Genomic DNA, 21,565 nt, shown 5'->3' on the forward strand with positions numbered 1-21,565 from the left:
TTATCTGATTTGAATCAGGTCCCCCGAGCGGAGATCATATTGCAAAGAATAGTCTTTATCCCCATGGGTGTCTGTCAGACATGTCGTCAGCAAATCCCCCGAAAACTTGCTGTCTCCACAGACCTTGGTATGTGAAACGATCATTCTTGCGAGTGAAAAGTTAGAATCGAATGCATAGAATTGTCCGAAGCGCGTGAAAATCACCACGCGGTCACCATCAATCAGAGCTTCCGCCTTTTGGTTCCATTGCACATCTGGAACATACACCCAGCGAGAGATTTTCTTTTCCGCATTTTCTAAGTAAATCCAGCCTGTATTAAAAATAGAAACCCGAATGGGGCCATTTACAACTTTCCCCTGAGGACTCAATGAATAGTCAGAGATATTGAAGTTCCTCTCTTCAATATCTCCGTGGGGCTCGGACTTACTTTCAAAATCCGTAAAGAAAATTTTTTGCCAGGCCCTTTGCCCTCTCTGAGCTGAAAGAGATTTGCCATGTTGAGGTGTTTGAGATGTCTCATTTACACAGACATTCGCACGGCTTAAAACGTTTTCATACTCCGCTTGCTTTGGCTTACGCACCTGCAGATAAGCGCTTACACCTAAAAATTCAGAATCATCTCTAAAAGCATCACAATGTTTCTTAGCGATTTCTTCGACATGCTCTGCGGAGCATTTAAGTTCTGGCTCTTCCCAAAGTTCTTGCTCAAGCTTAATTTCCTGATTTTTAAATCGGCCCCAAATCAAAAAATCGCAGGAAGCTTCAGACCTTTTCAATGGCTGCCACGGCCCCCACAGAGCCAATCCCGCCAGACTCAAAATCAGAGCAAAAGCCAAAATGGATTTTCTATTTGCGAACAATCCCAAAGTCTTTGCTCCTTTCTTGGTCAAATGGAAGTTTGGTATTTCCATCAATCAAAGCACCTGAAAATATCGCCCCTTGCCAAATTGTTTTTTCCAGGTTCGCGCCACGCAAATCCGCATTCGTGAAATTTGCGAAACGAAGATCCGAATAACGAAGGTCTGCCTTTTGTAAGTTAGACTGAACAAACTTCGCACCAGCAAAACGACTCCCCTGGAAATTGCTTTCACTCAAATTTGCTTTAGAAAAATCAGAATAGTCGAAGTGAGCAGCGTGCCCTTTCGCGGCCATCAGCAACGATTCCGTGAAGTCTATCTTTTGTGCCGACATACGATCCATCACTGTATAAGAAAAAATCGCCTGATGAAATTGGCTTTGATGCCAATCGCTGTGAGTGAGATCACTTCCCCGGAAATTCGCCTTGGGCAATTGTACTTGAATGTGCTTTTGAGCCACGAAATCAGAACACTGCATGTTGTTCGATAGAGCTCTTGGAACAGTAAGTTTCGGGCAATAAGCTGTTCTTGCGGCCTGAACTTGCATGAATATTCCAAAAGTCAGCAGCAGAATCATACACATCCTTTGCGATTTCTTTACTTCATCATGAGTGACTCATTTTGTGAAGAAAATCATGTGATTATCGAACTAAACATCGTGCTTCATTCTCCGTAGGATCTCATCCTGCAACGAGGTCTCTTGTTGAGATCGCAACAACCTTCAGGACCTTCGCTAAGAGACTTTTCATTAGTGAAATTCATCAATTACACCAACACGTCTCTAAAGGAGGCGGCTTAAAACACCGATAAATACTATGACACTTAGATAGGCCACAGGAACTTTTTTGGTGAGGACCCGTCGAACAATGAAGGCATTTTCTGGAACGTACATCATCATGATGATTTTCGGTTTGATTGTGGGTTGCTCCCAGCAAAACGATTTTAGTTCCCCTTCTTGTGTTAACGGCAATGCCAACTGCACATCTGCCTCAACAATCGTTGCATTCCAAAGTGGTGATTCTACTTCTGCTGCAGCCTCTGTTGATAACAACGGCAATCTTGGTTCCCTTAAAATTAAAACCGTTCGTTACGGTGAGCAGTGGCTAATTGAGTTCATTGTCACAAATCCAAAACTAAGTCCTTTAAGTTTTTCAAGCAAAACTATTACACCAGGCGATTCATCTTTCACCGATGGCATCGCCAAATCCGCAAAGGATTGCACAAACTCTACAATCCTCTACAGTCAAAGCTGCTCGATTGCCTTCTATTATAAACCAAATGATCCACCGCCAGCAGCACAGACTTTAATTTTGAAATTTAAGACATTTTTAGGTGACGACTTCGTCATTAATTCGGGATTTGATGCGAACGCATTGCTTGCGGACTTTTACATTGATCCGTTGAAATTAAAGCTCCCTGACACGACGGTTTATAATGCGTCGGCTGGTTCACCCGTAATATTCCATTTTAACCTAGAAAATCACGGCCAAGATTCAGCGGGAACTCCACTGATTCTTCCTGGAATTTCGTATGCATTAAAGCCGGGCTCTGCTTGTACATTATCCGATGGTGCAACAAACCCATGCGGCAGTGTTACAGATCTCGCTGGCGCCGGCGGCTCTTGTGAACTGACTATGACTTACAAGCCAACAACGTTGGGACTGCAAAGATGCGATCTGGTTGTTTCATCTACGAACGGAGCTTCGCGCACTTATAGCTTTCAAGGAACTTCGTGGGGTTGGCAATCCTCGAATGCAAATGTGGATTTTGGTACAAGCGTCGATACGACACCTCAAGTAAAAACACTGAGTGTGACTTTGCCCACGAATGCTACGACAAATGCATCAAGTTGTTCATTTAACGCAATCACCGGGACTAACGCCTCTCAATATTCAGTGACTCCGGGTGCCTCTTGTACAAGTTCGGTTGCTGGAGGAACAACTTGCAACCTAAATGTTCAATGGACTCCACCCGCAAGCGCTTCTGAAAGCCAGGCACAATTGAAAATTTCCTGCGACACTCGCGGCGGTGATTACACTTTCAATCTTCATGGTCGTAAAGTTTCTTCGAAACTTATCACCAGTTCTAACCAATTGAGCTGGCCTTCAAGCTTAGTCGGAACCTCTTCCATTCAATCTGTTGTCTTCACGAATACGGATTCAACGGACTTAACTCATTTCGCAGTCCATCTAAGCAACATCACGGGGTCCTCGTTCGCGATTCAGTCTTCATCGACTTGCGGTACGACTTTGCCTGCGGGAACGTCCTGTCAAGTTGATGTAAAATTCAATGCGAGTTTTGCAGGTACTCAATCTGCTTCCTTAATAGCGTCATCTACAGAAGCTACAATGGACTCAAATGTCGCTCTTGTCGGCGAAGGTTTACAACTGCAAGCAACGCCTTCAAGCTATGACTTCGGTGCCGTCGTCCCAGGAACAGATCGACCGGGCTCGAGCATTTTAATCAGCAATCCTACCAATACGACAGTTTCAGGATGTCAACTAGTGACGACCTCTTTGGCAGTACAGGGCTTTTCCATTGATGTTGATTCTGAATGTAATTCAAAAACGTCTCTGGCTTCTGGAGAAACCTGCGAAATTAAACCGCGCTTCTTCCCTAAAACTTCAGTAGGCCTTCGTCAGGCAAGTTTTCAATACACGTGCTCTTCTGGTGGAACTGTCAGCATCACTTTAAGCGGAGAATCGAAAGCTGACCTTCGCCTCGTGACGGTTCCCCCTGCCCGTGCCGCCTTAAGCAATCGCCTTGTGGGAATCACTCAAGATATTGAATTTATTTTGGCTGACTTTGACAGCACACAAGATGTTGCTGATCTTAGTGTCGCTTTGAATACTCCCGTAACTGGATGGAGTGTCGTTTCAGCAGGAAGCAGCGACTGTGCTAATCTCGCTGGCGGCACTCTGCCTCATGGCTCGCAATGTAAGGCGAAGTTACGCTTTAATCCTTTGGCAACAGCTGGATCCGAGCAAGCCGGAAGTTTTAGCGGCTCCCTGAATATTTCCTCATCTGACAGCTCAGTGGTTGTTCCAACAATTAACTTTGCGAGTGAAGCTAAAACAATTCAATCTTCAGTCAGTTCTTATGATATGGGGACGATCCTGACAGGGGTCGATGTTTCATCGAAGACTTTCGTCTTCACGAATCCTTCGGATGTGGACGACGCCTCTGGATGTGCGCTTTCAGCCTCAGGAAGCTTTACCGTTATCAATAGCACTTGTGTAGACACATTGCCGAAATCCTCATCTTGTTCTGCGCAAGTCAAATTGCCCGCACAAAGCAGCTCTGCTCAATACGCTGAAAATCTTGATTATACTTGTTCCGTGGGTGGAAGATCGCGAATTGCTTTGCAAGCTTATGTACAAAAACCACCGACATTGACTTGGTCTGGCACTTCAGATTTTAGCTATGTCGATATTGGTCAGACACAAACTACCACTTTGACCTTGACTCATACCGGTGCGCCTCTTGATAACAGCGCTCAAGCCCTTTTAGCTTCGCTGACGAATATTCCGGAATTCCAAATCACTGCGAATAACTGCCCAACCGTTTTAACGGCGGGATCAAGCTGCAATGTGAATGTAACTTGGACACCAACAGTGACTGGTGCAAGGTCCGCAACACTTTCTGCTTCAGGAAATAATTTTGCAACATTGACTCAATCTCTTGTCGGAAACGCCATTGATCCAAATTCACGTCTGACACCTTCGCCTTCATCCGTCAGCTTCCTTGGACACTTGGTGGGGTCACACACGGAACAAGTCATTACATTTACAAATGCTGCCGTAAACGGCACCTCCGCAAGCCTTTCAACGGGAAGCTTGAGCCAGGGCGTCCCTTGGACCCTGAGCAATGACAGCTGTAACGGAAATTCTTTGGCAACATCGGCAAATTGCACAGTGAAATTGAATTACGATCCGGCTGTGGTGGCATCAACGACCGGCCAGTTCACGATGACCGCTGGCGCCATTAGCAAAACAATTTCTTATGCAGGATCTTCCGAAATCATCACCAATTCTGTTAGCTCTGTTTATGACTTCGGAGACGTTGATTTAGGTGCAGCGATTACATCCCCTGCTATTGTCATCACAAATCCATCTTCATTAGATGATGCAACCGGATGTAACTACACTGTGGACAGTCCATTTACTTTGGATGGATCCTCCACTTGTGCCTCTGCAATTACCAAAGGTACGACCTGCAACCTTAAGGTCACTTTGCCATCACAAAGTTCCGGTATCACCATTACAGGGAAAAAAGTCGCTGTGGACTGCGCCGTTGGTGGGCACACGGAAATCGCACTTTCCGCTGACGCCAAAGAAATTCCTAAAATGGTTTGGACCGGTACAAATATCTTCGGTGAGGAGGATATCAATCAGTCCGGAATTTCTCAGACGTTCACTCTGACAAATCCTAAGGCCTATGCTATTGATTTAACATCTTTGGCATTAGTGGGATCTGACACTTCTTTCGCGATCACGGGAGGAACTTGTACTGCTTCTTCACATCTCCCTTCCTCAGGAAGTTGTACAGTGGATGTGAAATTTGCACCGACTTCCACCGGAAGCAAAACAATTATCTTAAGTGCTGGCGCTGCTTTACCTAATCCCTATAAAACACAAATTACTTTGACAGGCACTGCGACCCAAATGACTTTGGCCCTTTCAGCAACATCTTTGAGCTTTGGTCCTGTGGAGCTTGGCTATTCAGGAATGAAAGAGTCGCAAGCCATCACTATCACGAACAATGGAAATCGCACCACTCATCTCACATTCACCGGATTGACGAATCCTCCGTTCGCTGTGGATTCAGGTTCTTGTGCAACAATCCCCGCGGGTGGTACTTGCGTAATCAATGGCCAAAGTTTTGCCAATAATTCCACTGGCACTTACAATCAAACTTTAACTCTGACAGAGACTTTGAATGATCACACCACTACAAAGACTGTGACATTCAACGGGCAAACAGTTCCTGTTGCGGGCCTTGCACTGAAGGACAATCGTGCACAAAGCACTTATGTGACAACAATTCCGAGCACTGACATTACAGGTCCTACAGATGACGCGAACAATATCATCAATTTAAGTCCTACTCATCGCAGTGTCACTTTCACTGTGCAGAGTACGGCGAGTGGCGCGGGTGACATAGATACGTTCGCGATTACGCTAACAAACCAAAGTGGTACAAACAATACGATGACCGTTGTGAATGACACATGCACGGGCTCGACGTTATCAGCTCTTGGTACCTGCACATTTGATGTTGACTATGCTCCGACGACGAACAATGAGACCTCCACTTATTCGGTTTCCGTCACAGCTATCAGCAAGCTCAGCGGGAATACTTTGACAGTCGGTGTGACCAGCTTGATTGCACACTCGATTCGTGGCGTGAGTTTAGCTGCAAGCTCGACAGCCCTTCCATTTGGTCCAACGAAGATCAATACGTCGGCCACCTCTGTGACAGTAACATTAACAAACAATGGAGATCAAACAGCGACATCTTTGAACGTTGGGTCGTTGACAGGTGCTTACACTTCTCTATTCAGTTTAACTAGCAATTCTTGTGGCACGTCACTGGCTGGACAGGCCAGTTGTACATTCGCAGTGACATTCACTCCGTCTTCTACCATAGGCGCCTTTGCTGTGAATCTTGGTGTCAGCTCGACTCAACAGACTATGAATAGCGCTGTGGCTTTGAAAGCCGCGAGTTACAGCGAAAATCCAGCCGCTGCCGATGTAAAATTCGGACTTGAACCTGATATTACATTCGATGGGACTTTCTACTACATGGCTTCACGCTATGTTGATACAAGTACTTCTATCTCTATGCCTGCTATTACAGTTTGCGACACAACAACTGAAGGCGGAACGAATGTCTGCCATGCAAATGAGATCTATGATGGCACCAGATCGTATCTGGCTGGAACAACTGACGGTTCAGGTCCACGAATTGTCCAGTCTGGTAATAAAATCTTTGTAGCACTACAGGATCAGGAAAATGACTCTAGCTCTACAAATTATGGAGATTCGGCAGTTCTAGTGTGCATGAAACCAAGTACGGCCAGCCAAGTGCTGACGCTGGCCGATTGCGCTGTATTAAAGCCTCATACCTCAGCAAACATTAATGAAAGCGGGCTTGGTCTTTATTCCTCAATGGCCATTAGTGGAAGTCAAATTGCTATAGGCAATCAGACGCATCACGGGTATATCATTACCGTTTGCACGATTGACACAACGGGAACAGATCCTTCTACAGGGATTGATGTGAACTCTTGTAAGGCGTCCGAAAACTCGAGTTTGGCAGATTCCGATGCAGCTTATACAGCCATCGCCTTTAATGGAACTCAATTGGTCTTTGCATCGTTCTCAAAATCATCGACTCGAGCCCTCATGGGCGTAGCTTGTTCTGTCGATGGTTCTAATAACCTTACATGCAGTGGGAATACAACTATCGATTCAACCAGCACAACGATCGGGTCAGATACTTTTGAACCCGGAGTCTATCCATCTATCGTTTTGGACGGAACCAAATTCTATATAGCCCATCAGTCCGGAGAAAATATTTTCAAGATCTTAAAACTTTCTACTTGTGATTTAAGCACGGCCACATCGTTCTCTTGCTCAACACAAATCGCAGCTCAAAGCAGCGATTCGACGGGCTTTGGTCTCTTCCCTAACATATCAATCTCTGGCACAGGTCCCACAGCACGACTTTGGATTTCTTATACTGTGACAGGTGATTATGGCAGTGCCTTTACGTCTCCTCGCTATGCGCTTCTTTCGTGTTCTGCATCAGCGACGACACCAACTTGCTCAAGCCCATACTTTACCCAAGCAACTTCGAGCTACCCTGCACATGTCTATGCACGGCGTTCTTATTTAAATACCACAAGCAAAATCATGGTTATTCCTTACACGGCTACATCCCAACGCATGGGTGTCGCCAATATCGGATTAATACCGGAGCTCTAAGAATGAAGTTGAATGTCCTGTCTCTTTTAACAGCCTTCACTCTTTTCTTTGCGGGACTTTTCGCGAAGGCGGAGGACGTTATTGTGAGTAAGACGGCGCAAGAGCAAGCAGCATCGGCGTCTTCTCCTGCTCCAGTGACAAATCCCATGACAAAAAAATCTGCCCCTAAGAAGAAAAAGAAACACGACATTTGGAGTTTCGAATTAGGTGCCGGATATCCACTGAGCTCTGCTCTGCAAGCACCAAGTAAGCAGCTTGAAATCAGCAGCGATATGTTTTTGTCCGGTCGTTGGAAGTGGGGACCTTATCTGGGGTTGCTTTTGACAGACGAAAAAGACAGTGTTTATTTCCCAGCCACCGGCTATACCGAAACAAGAAAAAGTCTTTTGACATCTTACACGGGTGGCCTTCAAGGTCGTTACAAATGGAAGCAAGGCTGGGATTTTAGAGGCGCCCTAGGTGTGTCTTACACTCAACAAAAAGTAAATAGCGTAGATACCAATGCCCCTATTCCATCAACAGCCGTCGGCTACTCAAAAGATTACCCTCTGGGAGTCGATGGAAAAGTTGCCATTCAATATTCAGTAAATAAAAAAAACTGGGCCTATGGCGCAGAACTCGGCTATGAAAACACAGCCTTGAATAGTAGTAGCCAGGCCATTTCCATTATCTATCTTAATTTCCTTCTGCGCACAGCTTTCTAATACTTCAAAAGAACTCGCGAAGGATTTGCGTCGGTCTTCGCGGCCGCGCTGGCGGCACTCGGCAAATTCCCCACGGAATCAAGCGAGTATTGTAGAATTTGATCCGAAGAAAAATCTAAAACGTAGGCTAGATTTCCCTTTGTATCGATGCTTAACGATTCAGGTGAATCCCCCGCTGCAATATTCTGAGCGAGTCGTAAGGTTCCATCGGACTGGATCGCAAATTTCGAGATGGTTCCATCACCGGCATTTGTGACGTAAATATAAGATCCAGAAACCTGCATATGGGTTGGCATTATCCCGGTCGCGACCACCTGCCGCGATGTCAAAGTCCCATCACTGCCAATCGAAAAAATTTCAAGCTGTGCCGTCGAGCAACTGAGAGCATAAATATACTCTCCGCCCTGATTTGATTTATAGGAAGCCAACGGTCCTGACGGGCAAGAAGCAACACTGGCTACTGCTGGCGTTAACGGAGTCATTGTCCCATCCGCACTGTCGTAAGAGTATTGCGAAATAGAGCTATCATAATTCAAGACATAACTATAAAGCCCCGAAGGGGAAAAAATCATATTAGCCGGAGAATCTGCCAAGGTCACAGTGGAAACCAGGCTCAACTCGCCTGTTGATGTAATTTGATATTTTGAAATGGAAGAATTCGAGGTTTCGGTAACAAAAACAAATTTTCCATCAGGCGATAATATTAATGACTGCGGAGCCATCTGGGTTGCAACTGGATTTCCCAAAGTACTGAGAGTGCCATCGGCGTTGATCGAATACTGATAAATTGTATCCTCCCCCATATTAGCGACGTAGAGATATTTTTGCATCAAATCCATGGCAATCCCCTGAGGAAAAGCCCCCGTTGCAATCGGAGTCCCAATCGCTGTCATCGTTCCAGCAGGTCCTAAAGCATACTGCGTGATTGATGTTTCGCCGATATTTACAACATAGGCATACCTTGCACCTTGAATCGCAGGCGTTGCATCGGAATGAGATGAACTGCATGCAGAAAGAAAGAGACAAAGACTTAAGAAGAAAGACGTGATGATTTTCATAAGCACCTCTCGGTGAAAAAACTAGCGCCCCCAGGCGCTAGTTAGAACAAGTCGGAATGTCGCCGGATGATTGCCTGCTGGAATTTCCAATTCTTCACGAAGAATCTGAAAGCCCGCATTGTATAGCTCTTGTCGAATCACCGATGCGTGAGGGATTCGTTTTTGTGCTGTCCAATGCTTGCCGTTAATCTCTACAACACCTGGAGCATCTGACATTGGAGTTTGACGGAACAACACATAGTTTTCATCCATGTACAAAGACTCAAAGCTGTCTTCCGGTTTGTAGTTCGGACTCATCGCCAACGTCTTCAAGACAAACTTTCCTTGAGGAGCCAGAGATTTTTTAACCCCTGCCAAGAACTCCGCGCGCTGTTCGTCGCTTGGCGTGCAAGTGAAAATATCGTGGTCGTGAATCAATTCAAATTTTTGATTCAACTTTTCAACATGCTGAACGCCGCCCATGCCGAAAGAGATATTCAAAGATTCTTTCAATGCTAGTTTTGAAACAATCACGATCGAACTTCTGTACATATCGAAAGCTGCAACTTGAAAACCCATTTCAGCAAGAGCCATAGCCGCAACTCCGTGGCCTGAGCCAAGGTCTAAGGCGCGAAGCCCCTCCGGATGCGGAAAGAATTCATTCACCACTGCTGGAAGATACTCGACACAATCTCTGTTACCCAAACCTCCTAACAACATGATGTTGCTCAATGTATTTTTCGGTGTTGCGATGATTTTTTCTGGGTTTGATTCGTAAACAGTAAGGCTTTGTTTTTGTGGTTGTAGTTGTTGTGCTTTCATAACGATCTCCTGTGTTCGCAATTTGCCGTCCGTGGCTTCATCAAAGCTCGACCTCATGTCGAGCCAGATGACTTTCCATAAAGCACGGGAGATGCCATGATTTTTCGCTGTAAGAGCCGCTTATTTTCGATTTGAGATATAGCCTGCCGGGTTCCCGACAGGGTCATCTGCCGGGGTCTCGCCACTGCCGAAATACCGACAAATAAAAAAACCGCCTGGGAAGGCGGTTTTTAGGAGAATCATTTTTTAAGACCTTGCAAACGTCGGCGCAAATCCCCTAAGGTGCTGCGCGGAATCCCTAAATATCGGGCCGCGGCCGACTCTGATCCTTTTTGCTTAAGAGCAAAGTCGATCAACTTCATTTCAAACTCTGCCACCACATGATTGAAGTTTCCTTCCAAAGCTCTTTCGTCGATTTCTGCCACCGTTTGCGAACTCAAAACCTTATCGTAAACCGGAGCTGACTGAACCAAGTGCGGAGTTATATCCGATGCCTCAATTTCGGTCCCCTCTGAGAGCACACAAGCCACATCAATCGCTGATTTCAATTCACGAATATTTCCTGGCCATGAATACGTCAGAAGCAAATTTTCCGCTGACTTTGAAAGAGCTTTTTCCCGGTAGTTATTTGCACGGATAAATTCATTCGCTAAATCAAGGATGTCCTCTTTGCGATCTCTTAAAGGAGGTAGTGTGATCGTGAAATTCTTAATTCTAAAAAACAAATCTTCACGGAATTTCTTTTCACGGATCATCTCTTCAAGATTTTCATTTGTCGCCGCAATAATGCGGCAATTCACCTTACGGCCCACATCTTGTCCCACCGGGAAAATATCGCCCGTACTTAAGACACGCAGAAGTTTTGTTTGAATATCAAGGCTGAGAGTCGCAAGTTCATCTAAGAATAAATCTCCGCCATCGGCACTTTCAAATTTGCCGGCACGGGCTTCCGTCGCGCCTGTGAACGATCCCTTTTTATGGCCAAACAATTCCGACTCTGCCAATTGCGCTGGAATCGCCGCACAGTTCACAGCTATGAACGGGCGTGAGCTGTCGTTTTCAAGACTCCATAGATACTGAGCCATGATTTCTTTTCCCGATCCACTTTCGCCACGAATCAAAACAGAATGTCCTGAACCACGAATCTTCTTCGCCGTTTCAAGAACAGCCTGATAGGCAGGAGATTTCGTATACAAGTTCCGATGTTGAACAAACTTCGAACCCGCTTGCACTTTCAAAGTTTGATTCTTACGAAGCAAGCGATGAACGACGGGAGCTTTACGCAAAACTTGGGTCAGGGCCTTCTCGTCAAAAGGCTTTAGCAAATAATCGGCAGCCCCTGATTTCAAACACTCTTCAAGTAAATGAGATTCATCATGACCGGTCATAGCGACGACCACTGTCGTAGGATAGGCTTTTGTGATTTCTTTAATAAGTTTCACACCTAAACGATCTGGAGAATCATCCAGCGAAAGATCTGTAAAAACCAAATCCACCAACTGGCGATCTAAAATGTCCATGGCCTCATCATAAGAATCCGCCAAAGTCACTGTGTGTGGCGCAGGAATTTGTGCCTGCATGGTTTTACGAACAAGTGTTTCGTCGTCTACGATTAGGATACGCATTATTGCTCCCTCACTTTAATTTCGATGGCAGCGATACAAGGTTTCGGTACGAGCCACACACCTAATTTTTTTACCTGATCTTGAATCTTCTTTTCATCAAAATCTGTCGTGCACAAATAAGACCTTTTTCCAATAGCCAAAGAGGCTAACACGTCGAGGCCTTTGGTTGTTTCGGCAAGATTCTGGTCAATCACTAAAACGGCATTCTCGGGCCAGTGCTGAAGATCTTGTGCTTTCTCCAGGTCAGCGATGCTGGTTAAGAAAAACTTCCGCACTGACTCAGGCGCTGGTCTTTCTTTCCAAGCTTGCAGAATATTTTCGTCATCGTCTACAAAGAACATGACTCCATTCACTGGAACTTCAATAGTCTGAGCAATCCATGACGGAGTTTTTTCCATTGGCAACTGAATCACAAACTCAGTCCCTTGCCACTCTATAGAGTGAACTTCGATAGATCCCCCGCTCCACTCAACAGCGGACTTTGCCTGGAACAGACCTAACCCTGTTCCAGTCGCTTTGCCAAAAGTAAAACTGCGCTCAAAAATCTTCCCTTGTATTTCTGAAGACATGCCCTTGCCGTTATCAGAAATCTTTAAGATGCATTTTTTTGTTTCTGTGCGCAATTCCAGGCGCACCTTTGTCGCTCCCGCTTCAAAGGCATTATTCAGTATATTTGAAAGGGCTGTTTGGAACTCACCCACTTGAACAACGGTCCAAATATGCGGAAAAAGAGAAAGGCCTTCTAAAGCCAGATCGCGATCTTTGATTCGGTGTTCATTCAGAACACTGACGATCAAAGGCTCAAGCAATGTCAATTTCGGAACTTCAACATTTGAGCTTTCAGATGGTTTTGAAATATTCGCCGAGGCCGATAGTTTTTGGGCGATAGCCGCAACCCTTTGAATCGCGCTTCTAAGAATTGCCAGCGCATCCACTTGAGTCGTTTGAATTTGATTTACAGCCATTCCCATACTCATCAAGGGGCTGCGGATATCATGAGCCACCTGAGCCGCAATTTGCGAGCGAGCCTTATCACGTTCCGCTTCAAGCATTTGGTTTTGATGAGCCTGCATGGCCTCAAACATACCATTAAAACCACGAGCTAGATCATCGATTTCATCAGCAGAGTCCGCGACATCGATGCGACGAGAATAGTTTTGATCTTTCGTGATATCGTGAACGACTGTGCGAATCGACTCAATCTTACGAAGCAACAGTCTTGTTAAGTACCGAGCTAAAATCAACGCCAGGACCATCAGCAAAACACCGATCACAAGCAACGCCGTCAAAAGACGTTGTTTTTCCCTCGTGAAGGTTTTTGTAGAAATAGAAGTAATCAAACGATAGCGAGGTTCAATGGCTTGACCATTTCTCGCCCCGCAATAGTTTTGCATCTTCGCAGGCAAAGAGGAGATCACCAAAAGCTTATCATGAATCCAATAACCCCCGTCCGGTCGATTGAAATTATCTTTCAAATGAGAGTCATCGGGCAAATCCCTGCGATGCAGCTGACCTAAGCTTGTGTTCGTAGGTCCAATCAACTCAACGTACTCGTTGTCTTCATCATGTTGAGCCATTTCGCCCAGTAATTGCGTCACAGCCTTAAATTCAACGCTGACACCTACGATTTGGCGATGATCCAAGGTTGCCACCATCGTGTGACGGGAAATAGTTCCGTCATTATTCAGAAGCATCGGCGTTTCACTGATATTGAAAGCCCCCGTCAAAAGGCCACGAACCTCATCACAGTGGGAAAAGATGTTTTCGGAGACCTCTTCTGACGAAGCGATCTCTTGCCCTTGATTATTGAAAATCGAAATTTCAGCGACTCCATGACGGATGGCCAAACGTTTGAGCTCTTGAGTCGAAAGAGGGCCTTTTTTTAACGCTTCTTGAACTGCGAGGGCCGTACTTTGTGCCAATTGACTTTGAGTTTCCTCAACACGCATTAAAGCCGTGCCTAAAAGCTGCATATGATCTTCGTAGGACGATTTGAAATCTTCGCGGCGATAAGAGGCTGTCATTTCATAGAAAGCTCCACAAACGATCAAAATCGTCACCAGCGCCGTTGCGAAAATGGCGATGAAGATTTTGTGGGAAAATTTCAATGACTTGGCCCAAGACATCTCTTCATCCTAAAGAGCCGCCCCCTCATGTCAATGCAAAGCCCTTTAGATGCATCGCGGATGCCGACGAGGGCCTTCTTTCAAATAGCCCCATCTCTTAAAAATGTTTGGTGAGTGTGGAGCAATAAAGAATAACAAGAGAAATGCCTCTTTTGGAGGCACCCCTGCGACAGCGAAGGCCTCTCTTTCGCCAATTCTTCTTTTGAAAAATCACCGCTGTGTTGGGGTTGTGTTAGGAATCGGTTTTTTGGCCTTTGATGCACGCAGGCTTGAAGTGTTCCCCCTTGAATTTTGGAAAAAAACCACCTTAACTTAAGTTAATTCTAATCAATGAAGGGGATCAGAGATTATGAATATTCGAATGAACAAGGTCGTTCTGTCGTTCCTAGTATGTATCAGTGCTTCTTCAGCGTTCGCAAAAATCGAAGCCGTTTTGGGAAATGTCGCTCTAAAGAGCAACCCCAACATCGCAAGCTTGCCGACTACCAATGAATCCGAGATCATTATTTCAAGAGATCAATACGTCATCTCTTACAATAAGAATCATCGCAGTCCCAACTGGGTTTCTTGGAAATTAGAAGCTTCTGATCTTGGCAATTCGGGGAGAACAAATAAGTTCTCACAAGATTCTGATCTAGAGACTTATTTGACTAAGAAAAACCAAGGTCACGCCGTTGCGCCAGAAGAATATGCTGGCAGCTGTTTTGATCGTGGCCACCAAATTCCTTCTGCAGATCGTACAGACAATCGCGAAGACAACCAGGCCACTTTCATGATGAGCAATATGATTCCACAAACGCCTTATCTAAATCGCGTCATTTGGGAACATCTTGAAAACTACGAGCGCACATTGGTTCGCTCTGGCAAGAAGCTATACATCGTTGCAGGTCCGATCTTTGATTTAGATTTCGGTGCCATCGGTACGAATAGCGATATCTTGGTTCCATCTAAAGACTTCAAAGTGATCTTTATCTTGGATGCCGACCAAACCGCAGCGGATATCACGGCAAACACGCCGACAGTGGCGGTCATCATGCCGAATACGTTGGAAGATGGCAGCCAATCTCCGGTTGAATCAAAGTCTTGCCCATCATTCTCGAGCCCAAAATCTGGCAACATGAATGACTGGCAACAATACAAAACCAGCATCTCAGACGTTGAACAACTTTCCGGCATCTCGTTTAATCTTTAATTCTTTTAAAAGCGCTCTCGTTCTGAGAGCGCTTTTATGACAAATCCTCCTGACTCACCCAACGGCTCTGCCACCTCAGACTAAAACTTGATTGTTAAGAACTCCTTGTCCTTCGACAGGTGACGGTTTTTTAAAGTGTATTCCTCGATGTCTTTACTATGTTAAGGGTCATCAAAAGGATGCTTATGAAAAAGTTCTTATTCTGTCTCTGTACATTGTTGCTGAGCTCTTTGGCACTGGCAGAGCAAGATCAAAACATCTGCCGTCGGTGGCTATTTCACGAGACTTTTAAGGGATATTTATACATGTCCGTGACTGCTCCACAAACAAATCAGAAAAATCCCATTCTTTGGATGGATACGCTCATTCCCTATGGCATTAGACCTTTAGGATATGAAATTAGCGAAATCGACTGTTCAACTGAAGCCACTCGCATTCGGGCGAACTCCAATACTGCTATGTCGGATGTCGAGTTTAGATTTCAAAAATCATCTCAAGAGGCAACACAAATAGGTCGCTTGATTTATCTCGACAAGCAAGGACATAACGTAGGACAAGCGGATTTAGAATGCTCCGTTGCAGCCATTCAAAAGTTTTGCTCTCACTATTCTTTGAAACTTTTGAGCCACATTAATGACTAATGCTAATACGTGCTGGGATCAGCGACTTAAATTTTTTCAACCGTGGTTTTCTTATAGAGTTTTTTGATATTGGCGACCTTTCCTAAGGTCGTCCCAGTTTCACTTAAAGTGGCTGCCGCCGCGGCTAAACCCCAACGTAAAATTTCTTCCGGTGACTCTTGCTGATGGTAAATTTGGGACACCATGGCTCCAACCATGGAATCCCCTGCTCCGACAGTGGATCTTATTTTAATTTTTGGAATCCTACCGAAGTAAGCTCCTTCTTGAGTGACAAGCAAAGCCCCGCCCTCAACCGATGAAACGCAGACATACTTCACAGAGTTTAAAAGGGTTTCAGCTTTTTTTCGAACGGCACCAATGGATTTTCCACGAAGCCCTGTCATGACTTGAAACTCTTCTAAATTAGGTTTGATCAGAAAGGGTTTACCTAAAACCGCCTTTGATAAAATGTCTCCCGGGCAATCTACGATGATGCGAACACCCTTTCTTTGCGCGACTGCCATAAGATGCACAAGATCCTTCACAGAAAAGTTCTTTGGCAACGAGCCACCGATGAGTAAGATGTCCATATCATTTTTATTATTAATAAAGTGGAAGAACTTCTTTTTTTCGACGGGCTTCAACATCGGTCCCGCAAAACTCAAGCGTGTCTGTTGGTGATCATTTAAGTTTGAAATGGTGACATTAATACGAGTGGATTCTTGAATTTTTATAAATTCTGATCGAAGACCTTCAACACGCAAAAGCCCTTCGATTTCTTCCCCGGTGCTGCCACCTAAAAAGCCCGATGCAACAACTGGCACTTGCAGACGATGCAAAATTCTTGCGGCATTGATGGCGTTTCCACCAGGTGCTCTTTTTTCGTCCTGTACATAGGCCTTTTCGTTGGGTTTTAAATCTTTAACGGTGCCACTTAAATCTAGAGCGGGATTAGGAGTAATTGTATAAATGACTTTCTTCATTCCAAATTCCCTCTCGATATCTATAACCCCAAGAACGCCTTGCGAACATGGGCGCTGCCCAAAAGTTCCTGAGCAGTTCCTTGCAGTGTAATTCGGCCAATTTCCAATACATAGGCGCGATTCGAAATCTTTAGTGACTGATTCACGTTTTGCTCGACAAGAAGAATTGTAACGCCTTGACGATTGATTTCTTTAATCAGATGAAAAATATTTTTTACCATCAAAGGCGATAGACCTAGGCTCGGCTCATCCAGCATCAAAATCTTAGGTTGCGCAACAAGTCCCCGGGCAATGGCAAGCATTTGCTGCTCGCCGCCTGACAATGTTCCCCCCATTTGCTCTGAACGCTCTTTCAGTTTTGGAAACAGTCCCATGGCGTGATCGATTTTTTGTTGACGGTCTTTTTTCCCGGCGATGTACGTTCCCATATTTAAATTTTCAAGAACGGTCATTTCAGGAAAAATACGTCGTCCTTCTGGAACATGAATAACACCGCGCTTGACACGTTCGTGGGTTGGAATCTTTGTGATGTCTTGCCCTAAAAATTCAACTTGCCCTGTCGCCGCATTTTCCGCTAGACCCGAGATGTTTTTTAGAATTGTGCTTTTTCCGGCTCCGTTACTACCAACGATTGTGACTATTTCACCTTGCTGGACTTCCAAATTGATGTCCCAAAGAACCGGCATATCCCCATAGCTAAAAGAAAGATTTTTAATTTTCAGCATCATCTTCCCCTAAATAAGCTACGACCACGGCTTTATTCTGGACAATCTCTTGGGGCGTCCCCTGGGCCAGCATTTCTCCTGAGTTTAAAACCACAACATCATGAGAGACTCGCATGATCGCATTCATATCATGTTCGATCACAACCAGAGTGATGCCGTTTTTATTTATTTTACCAATGAGCGCGATCATCTCTTCACGTTCTGACGGGTTGAGTCCTCCCATCACTTCATCAAGCAACAGCAGGGATGGTTGAGTTGCCAATGTTCTTGCAACTTCCAGCTTTTTTCTTTCACCAATAGGCAAAGCTCCGGCCATAAGATCTTGCTTGGTATGAAGTCCCACCTGTTCTAGTTGAATACGAGCCAATTCCCGAGCTTCTTTTAATGACCTTGTCCTGCAAAGAGCGCCGACCATAACATTTTCAAGGACACTCATACCCGCAAGAGGTTTTACTTTTTGCCAAGTCCGGGCCATTCCCAGCTGACACACTTTTGAGGGGCGAAGACCATTTATTCTTTTTCCATTAAAAATGACATCACCATGTGTCGGAGTAAGAAATCCCGTCATACAATTAAATAACGTCGTCTTCCCTGCTCCATTAGGCCCAATCAGTCCCAGAACTTTTCCTCTTTCCAGAGTGAAACTGACATCTTTATTCGCGGCCAAGCCACCAAATAACATACTGACGTTTTTAACTTCAAGAAGGTTTGCCATTTAGGCTCCCTTCGTTTTATGACGAGAAATTTTGCGAACGAATCCCAAAACTCCTTGCGGCATGAACATAATCACTAAGACGACGATCACTCCATAGATCAAAACATGGGCATGAGACAGCTGTTCGCTAAGAAAAGATCCCGTCGCAGAGTCAGGCTTCACCAAGCCCATAGCAAAAATTCCCTGCACCAATAAATTGCTGCGCAAAGCTTCTGACAAAGCCACAACAACCACGGCTCCGATCAAAGGGCCGAAAATTGTTCCGATGCCACCGATAATCACAACAAGAACGATGCTGATGGAAAGATCGATTGATAAAGTGGTCGGTGGATCAATAAAGCCCACATAGAAAGCGGCAAAACCTCCCGTTAAAGCCGTGAATCCCGCAGAAAGTAATAAAGCTATATTTTTATTAAGTGATAAGGGAATTCCCAACGACTCTGCCGCATCTTGATCTTCACGAATTGCCTGTAGACGATATCCTAATTTTGACGAATCCACCCACTGGGTCACAATCAAAGTCACTAGAACCAGGGCAAGTCCCATATAATAATAAGGCACCTTGCTTGAAAAATCAGAGACCACCCAATTTCCTAATTTCAATGGTGGTAAATCTGTCGCAAGAATTCCTTGGCCGCCGTTTGTGATGCTATCTAAATTTGTAGCTGCAATCAGGAAAATTTCCGCAACAGCGATGGAAGCCAAAACAAAATAAGGACCGCGCAATCTAAAACAAATCATTCCGACAATAAGGGCGACGACCCATCCCAGGGCGACACCTCCCCACACGCCAAACCATGGGGGAATTCCAAACTTGGTCAAAAGAATCAACGAGGCATAGGCACCAAATCCATAAAACGCCGCATGCCCTAAAGAATATTGACCCGCATATCCACCGACAATATTCCAACTCGCCCCGAGAGCCGCATTCATGAAAAATAAAATCATAATGTGCAAGATATAAGGATTCTGCACAAACGGAGGAACAATCGCTAAAAGAATTGCTCCGATTAAAACAAAAAGCCACGCCATCTTATTTGCAAATGTCATAACTATTCCTTCGACTTCCCTAAAAGCCCCGAGGGCTTAAAGAGCAAGATGGCTAAGAAAATCACATACACAACAACATCTTTCCAACCGGCAGAAAAAGCCACGGCTCCGACAGACTCCGCAATTCCAACGATCAAGCCGCCCAGGCCTGCACCAAGAACGCTGCCCATCCCGCCAAGAACCGTGATGACGAATGCTTTCAAAGTAAAAGCGCCGCCGACCTGAGGGAAAATATAATAAGTCGGAGACACCAAAGCCCCTGCTGTTCCCGCCAGAGCTGATCCCAATCCAAAAGTGATGATAGAGATCATTTTAACATTCACACCCATCAGTTTCGCCGCTTCACGATCTTGAGCTGTCGCATAAATAGCTTGGCCTGTGTCTGTCTTCTTAAGGAAGAAGTAAAGACCAAGAATAATCACCCCGGTGATCAAAAAAGAAATCGACATCGGAGTCGAAATCGACAAGTTCATCAACTTCATGCTGGAAGACGAATATGTGGTCGTCAGAATTTTATAATCAGAAGTAAAAATCATCATCATCGTATTTGTTATGACCAACCCCAAACCAATCGTCAGAAGAATTTGGTTCTGAGAGTGGGCATTTAGAACCCGATTGATGAATAGAATTTGAAGAAGACCGCCGAAGATAAAAAGAATTGGAATCGTGATCAGAATCGAAACATAGGGATCGATGCCCCAATGTGTGAACAAGGTGTACGTCAGATACATGCCCACCATGAGAATTTCACCATGAGCGAAGTTAATAACTCGCATAACTCCGAAGATGATTGTGAGACCGATACCGATCAAAGAGTAAACTCCCCCGATCAGTATTCCACTGATCAGGGCTTGTAAAATAAGATCCTTCACGGTCTCACCTCAAGTTATTTCCACTTAGGGAACGGATACACGGGTTTCGCTTCCGCTAAGTTGATCGGATACACTGTCAAATATTTGCCATTCACGATTTGCTGAACAAGCATCGGATGACGATTTTGATTTTGATAGCCTTCATAGTCTTGGAATTTCACTTCCCCCATGATGCCGTCCCATTTACCCGCTTTAAGTTCGGCACGGATTTTTTCGCGATCAGAAGCCTCTTTCACGGCTGTTTGCCCCATCACCATCATTGAAGCATAGGCACACGCCGCATGGTAGGTGGCTTCCATTTTGAATTTCGCCTTATAACGCTGGGCAAATTCTTTGGCCCCAGGCCATTTCACATCGTCTGTCCATTGAGTCGAAGACAGCACATAAGAAGAAATATCTTTCTCTCGGGCGAATTGATCTGTCGTAAAGCCAGCTCCCGCACCCAAGAACACCTTAGGTTGCAGACCAATCTCGCGAGATTGACGCATCAACAAGATGGCATCAGCAACATAAGAAACCATAAAGACCACGTCAGGATTTTGCGCTTTGATCTTACTTAAAGTAGAACGATAGTCAGGCGATCCTTTCGAATAAGATTCATCGGCCACCACCTTCATCCCTTTTTTAATAACGTATGCTTTGGCTGTTTTAGAAGTCGATGTTCCGAAATCACTGTTTTCATATATGAATGCAGCAGTCTTTGGCGCACCAGAAGATTTAGACATATCAAGAACAGCATCGATCAAAACAGAGGCATAGACGTCAGCGGGTGCATTCATTCGATAAACCCATTTGAAATTCTGACGAGTGATTTCTTCTTTTGCCGCCGCCGGCACGAGTAATGGCACTTTATATTTCTCTGCCAAGCGAGCCACCGCACTTGCCGATGCTGATGTGTAAGGACCGACAACACCTGCGACATTGTCACGGGTGGCAAGCTTCTCCATAGCACTCATTGCGATTTGCGGTTTACCAGTATCGTCCTCCCAAACAATGTCGATTTTAGTGCCTTTCGCAGCCAGGTCTTCCTGCGCAAGTTTGATACCATTAGAAATGCTCTCGCCAATTGGAGCTTCTGGGCCTGTGATGGAGTTGATAACACCTAATTTAACATTTGCAGCTTGTGCAGACAGTGACAAAGCAGTCGTCACAGCAATGGCCGCAGATCCAATGAAATGCTTAAAGGTCATGGAGCCTCCCGGGCTTATATAGAATTATTTTTCAATCGGAACAAACGAAGGTCAAGG

16 protein-coding genes are annotated in these 21,565 nt (G+C 45.1%); 4 read left to right on the plus strand and 12 right to left on the minus strand.

From position 1 onward, the window contains the following. Positions 1-867, minus strand: coding sequence for a hypothetical protein (locus VF412_RS12785; RefSeq protein WP_331339642.1), 867 nt, complete (start codon positions 865-867; stop codon positions 1-3). Continuing rightward, positions 848-1,435 (minus strand): pentapeptide repeat-containing protein, encoded by a 588-nt coding sequence (locus tag VF412_RS12790; protein ID WP_331339643.1) that lies wholly within the window; start codon positions 1,433-1,435, stop codon positions 848-850. The genes VF412_RS12785 and VF412_RS12790 overlap by 20 nt, the downstream gene beginning before the upstream one ends. A 289-nt stretch (positions 1,436-1,724) precedes the next feature. Between VF412_RS12790 and VF412_RS12795 the strand changes: the two genes are divergently transcribed. Both VF412_RS12795 and VF412_RS12800 read left to right on the plus strand, forming a co-directional pair. Continuing rightward, complete coding sequence (locus VF412_RS12795) at positions 1,725-7,847, plus strand: choice-of-anchor D domain-containing protein (RefSeq protein WP_331339644.1); 6,123 nt, start codon at positions 1,725-1,727, stop codon at positions 7,845-7,847. 2 nt (positions 7,848-7,849) lie between these two features. After that, a complete protein-coding gene (locus VF412_RS12800; RefSeq protein WP_331339645.1) occupies positions 7,850-8,551 on the plus strand; it encodes a hypothetical protein in 702 nt (233 codons plus the stop codon). On the opposite strand, the gene VF412_RS12805 is transcribed toward VF412_RS12800, so the two are convergent. The 4 genes from VF412_RS12805 to VF412_RS12820 all read right to left on the minus strand — a co-directional run bounded on the left by VF412_RS12805 (position 8,548) and on the right by VF412_RS12820 (position 14,161). Beyond that, positions 8,548-9,609 (minus strand): lactonase family protein, encoded by a 1,062-nt coding sequence (locus tag VF412_RS12805; RefSeq protein WP_331339646.1) that lies wholly within the window; start codon positions 9,607-9,609, stop codon positions 8,548-8,550. The genes VF412_RS12800 and VF412_RS12805 overlap by 4 nt on opposite strands. A 21-nt stretch (positions 9,610-9,630) precedes the next feature. Next, the gene (locus tag VF412_RS12810; RefSeq protein WP_331339647.1) at positions 9,631-10,410 is read right to left on the minus strand and encodes a class I SAM-dependent methyltransferase; all 780 of its coding nucleotides are present in this window, start codon (positions 10,408-10,410) and stop codon (positions 9,631-9,633) included. 239 nt (positions 10,411-10,649) lie between these two features. Next, complete coding sequence (locus VF412_RS12815; protein WP_331339648.1) at positions 10,650-12,035, minus strand: sigma-54 dependent transcriptional regulator; 1,386 nt, start codon at positions 12,033-12,035, stop codon at positions 10,650-10,652. Continuing rightward, positions 12,035-14,161, minus strand: coding sequence for a HAMP domain-containing sensor histidine kinase (locus tag VF412_RS12820; RefSeq protein ID WP_331339649.1), 2,127 nt, complete (start codon positions 14,159-14,161; stop codon positions 12,035-12,037). Before VF412_RS12820 ends, VF412_RS12815 begins: the two co-directional genes overlap by 1 nt. 349 nt (positions 14,162-14,510) lie before the next feature. Between VF412_RS12820 and VF412_RS12825 the strand changes: the two genes are divergently transcribed. Next, entirely contained in the window at positions 14,511-15,353 is an 843-nt protein-coding gene (locus VF412_RS12825) for a DNA/RNA non-specific endonuclease (RefSeq protein WP_331339650.1), read from the plus strand. 185 nt (positions 15,354-15,538) lie between these two features. Beyond that, a complete protein-coding gene (locus tag VF412_RS12830) occupies positions 15,539-15,994 on the plus strand; it encodes a hypothetical protein (protein ID WP_331339651.1) in 456 nt (151 codons plus the stop codon). Positions 15,995-16,020: 26 nt separating this feature from the next. Here VF412_RS12830 and VF412_RS12835 read toward each other — a convergent pair whose 3' ends face one another. Genes VF412_RS12835 through VF412_RS12860 form a run of 6 tightly spaced genes read right to left on the minus strand, consistent with a single transcriptional unit; the run spans position 16,021 to position 21,508 of the window. Beyond that, positions 16,021-16,956 carry a 1-phosphofructokinase family hexose kinase gene (locus VF412_RS12835; RefSeq protein WP_331339652.1) on the minus strand — a complete coding sequence of 312 codons (936 nt, stop codon included), beginning with the start codon at positions 16,954-16,956 and terminating at the stop codon, positions 16,021-16,023. 20 nt (positions 16,957-16,976) lie between these two features. After that, on the minus strand, positions 16,977-17,681 hold the full coding sequence (locus tag VF412_RS12840; protein ID WP_349259010.1) for an ABC transporter ATP-binding protein: 705 nt from the start codon (positions 17,679-17,681) through the stop codon (positions 16,977-16,979). Beyond that, the gene (locus VF412_RS12845) at positions 17,668-18,396 is read right to left on the minus strand and encodes an ABC transporter ATP-binding protein (RefSeq protein ID WP_331339654.1); all 729 of its coding nucleotides are present in this window, start codon (positions 18,394-18,396) and stop codon (positions 17,668-17,670) included. Before VF412_RS12845 ends, VF412_RS12840 begins: the two co-directional genes overlap by 14 nt. Next, positions 18,397-19,446, minus strand: a complete 1,050-nt coding sequence (locus VF412_RS12850) for a branched-chain amino acid ABC transporter permease (protein WP_331339655.1) — start codon at positions 19,444-19,446, stop codon at positions 18,397-18,399. Positions 19,447-19,448: 2 nt separating this feature from the next. Then, positions 19,449-20,318 (minus strand): branched-chain amino acid ABC transporter permease, encoded by an 870-nt coding sequence (locus VF412_RS12855; protein WP_331339656.1) that lies wholly within the window; start codon positions 20,316-20,318, stop codon positions 19,449-19,451. Between the two features lie 14 nt (positions 20,319-20,332). Beyond that, positions 20,333-21,508, minus strand: coding sequence for an ABC transporter substrate-binding protein (locus VF412_RS12860; RefSeq protein ID WP_331339657.1), 1,176 nt, complete (start codon positions 21,506-21,508; stop codon positions 20,333-20,335). Between the last annotated feature and the right edge of the window lie 57 nt (positions 21,509-21,565).

The sequence above is a fragment of the Bdellovibrio sp. genome, assembly GCF_036384735.1.
In the GTDB taxonomy this organism is placed as follows: Bacteria; Bdellovibrionota; Bdellovibrionia; order Bdellovibrionales; family Bdellovibrionaceae; genus Bdellovibrio.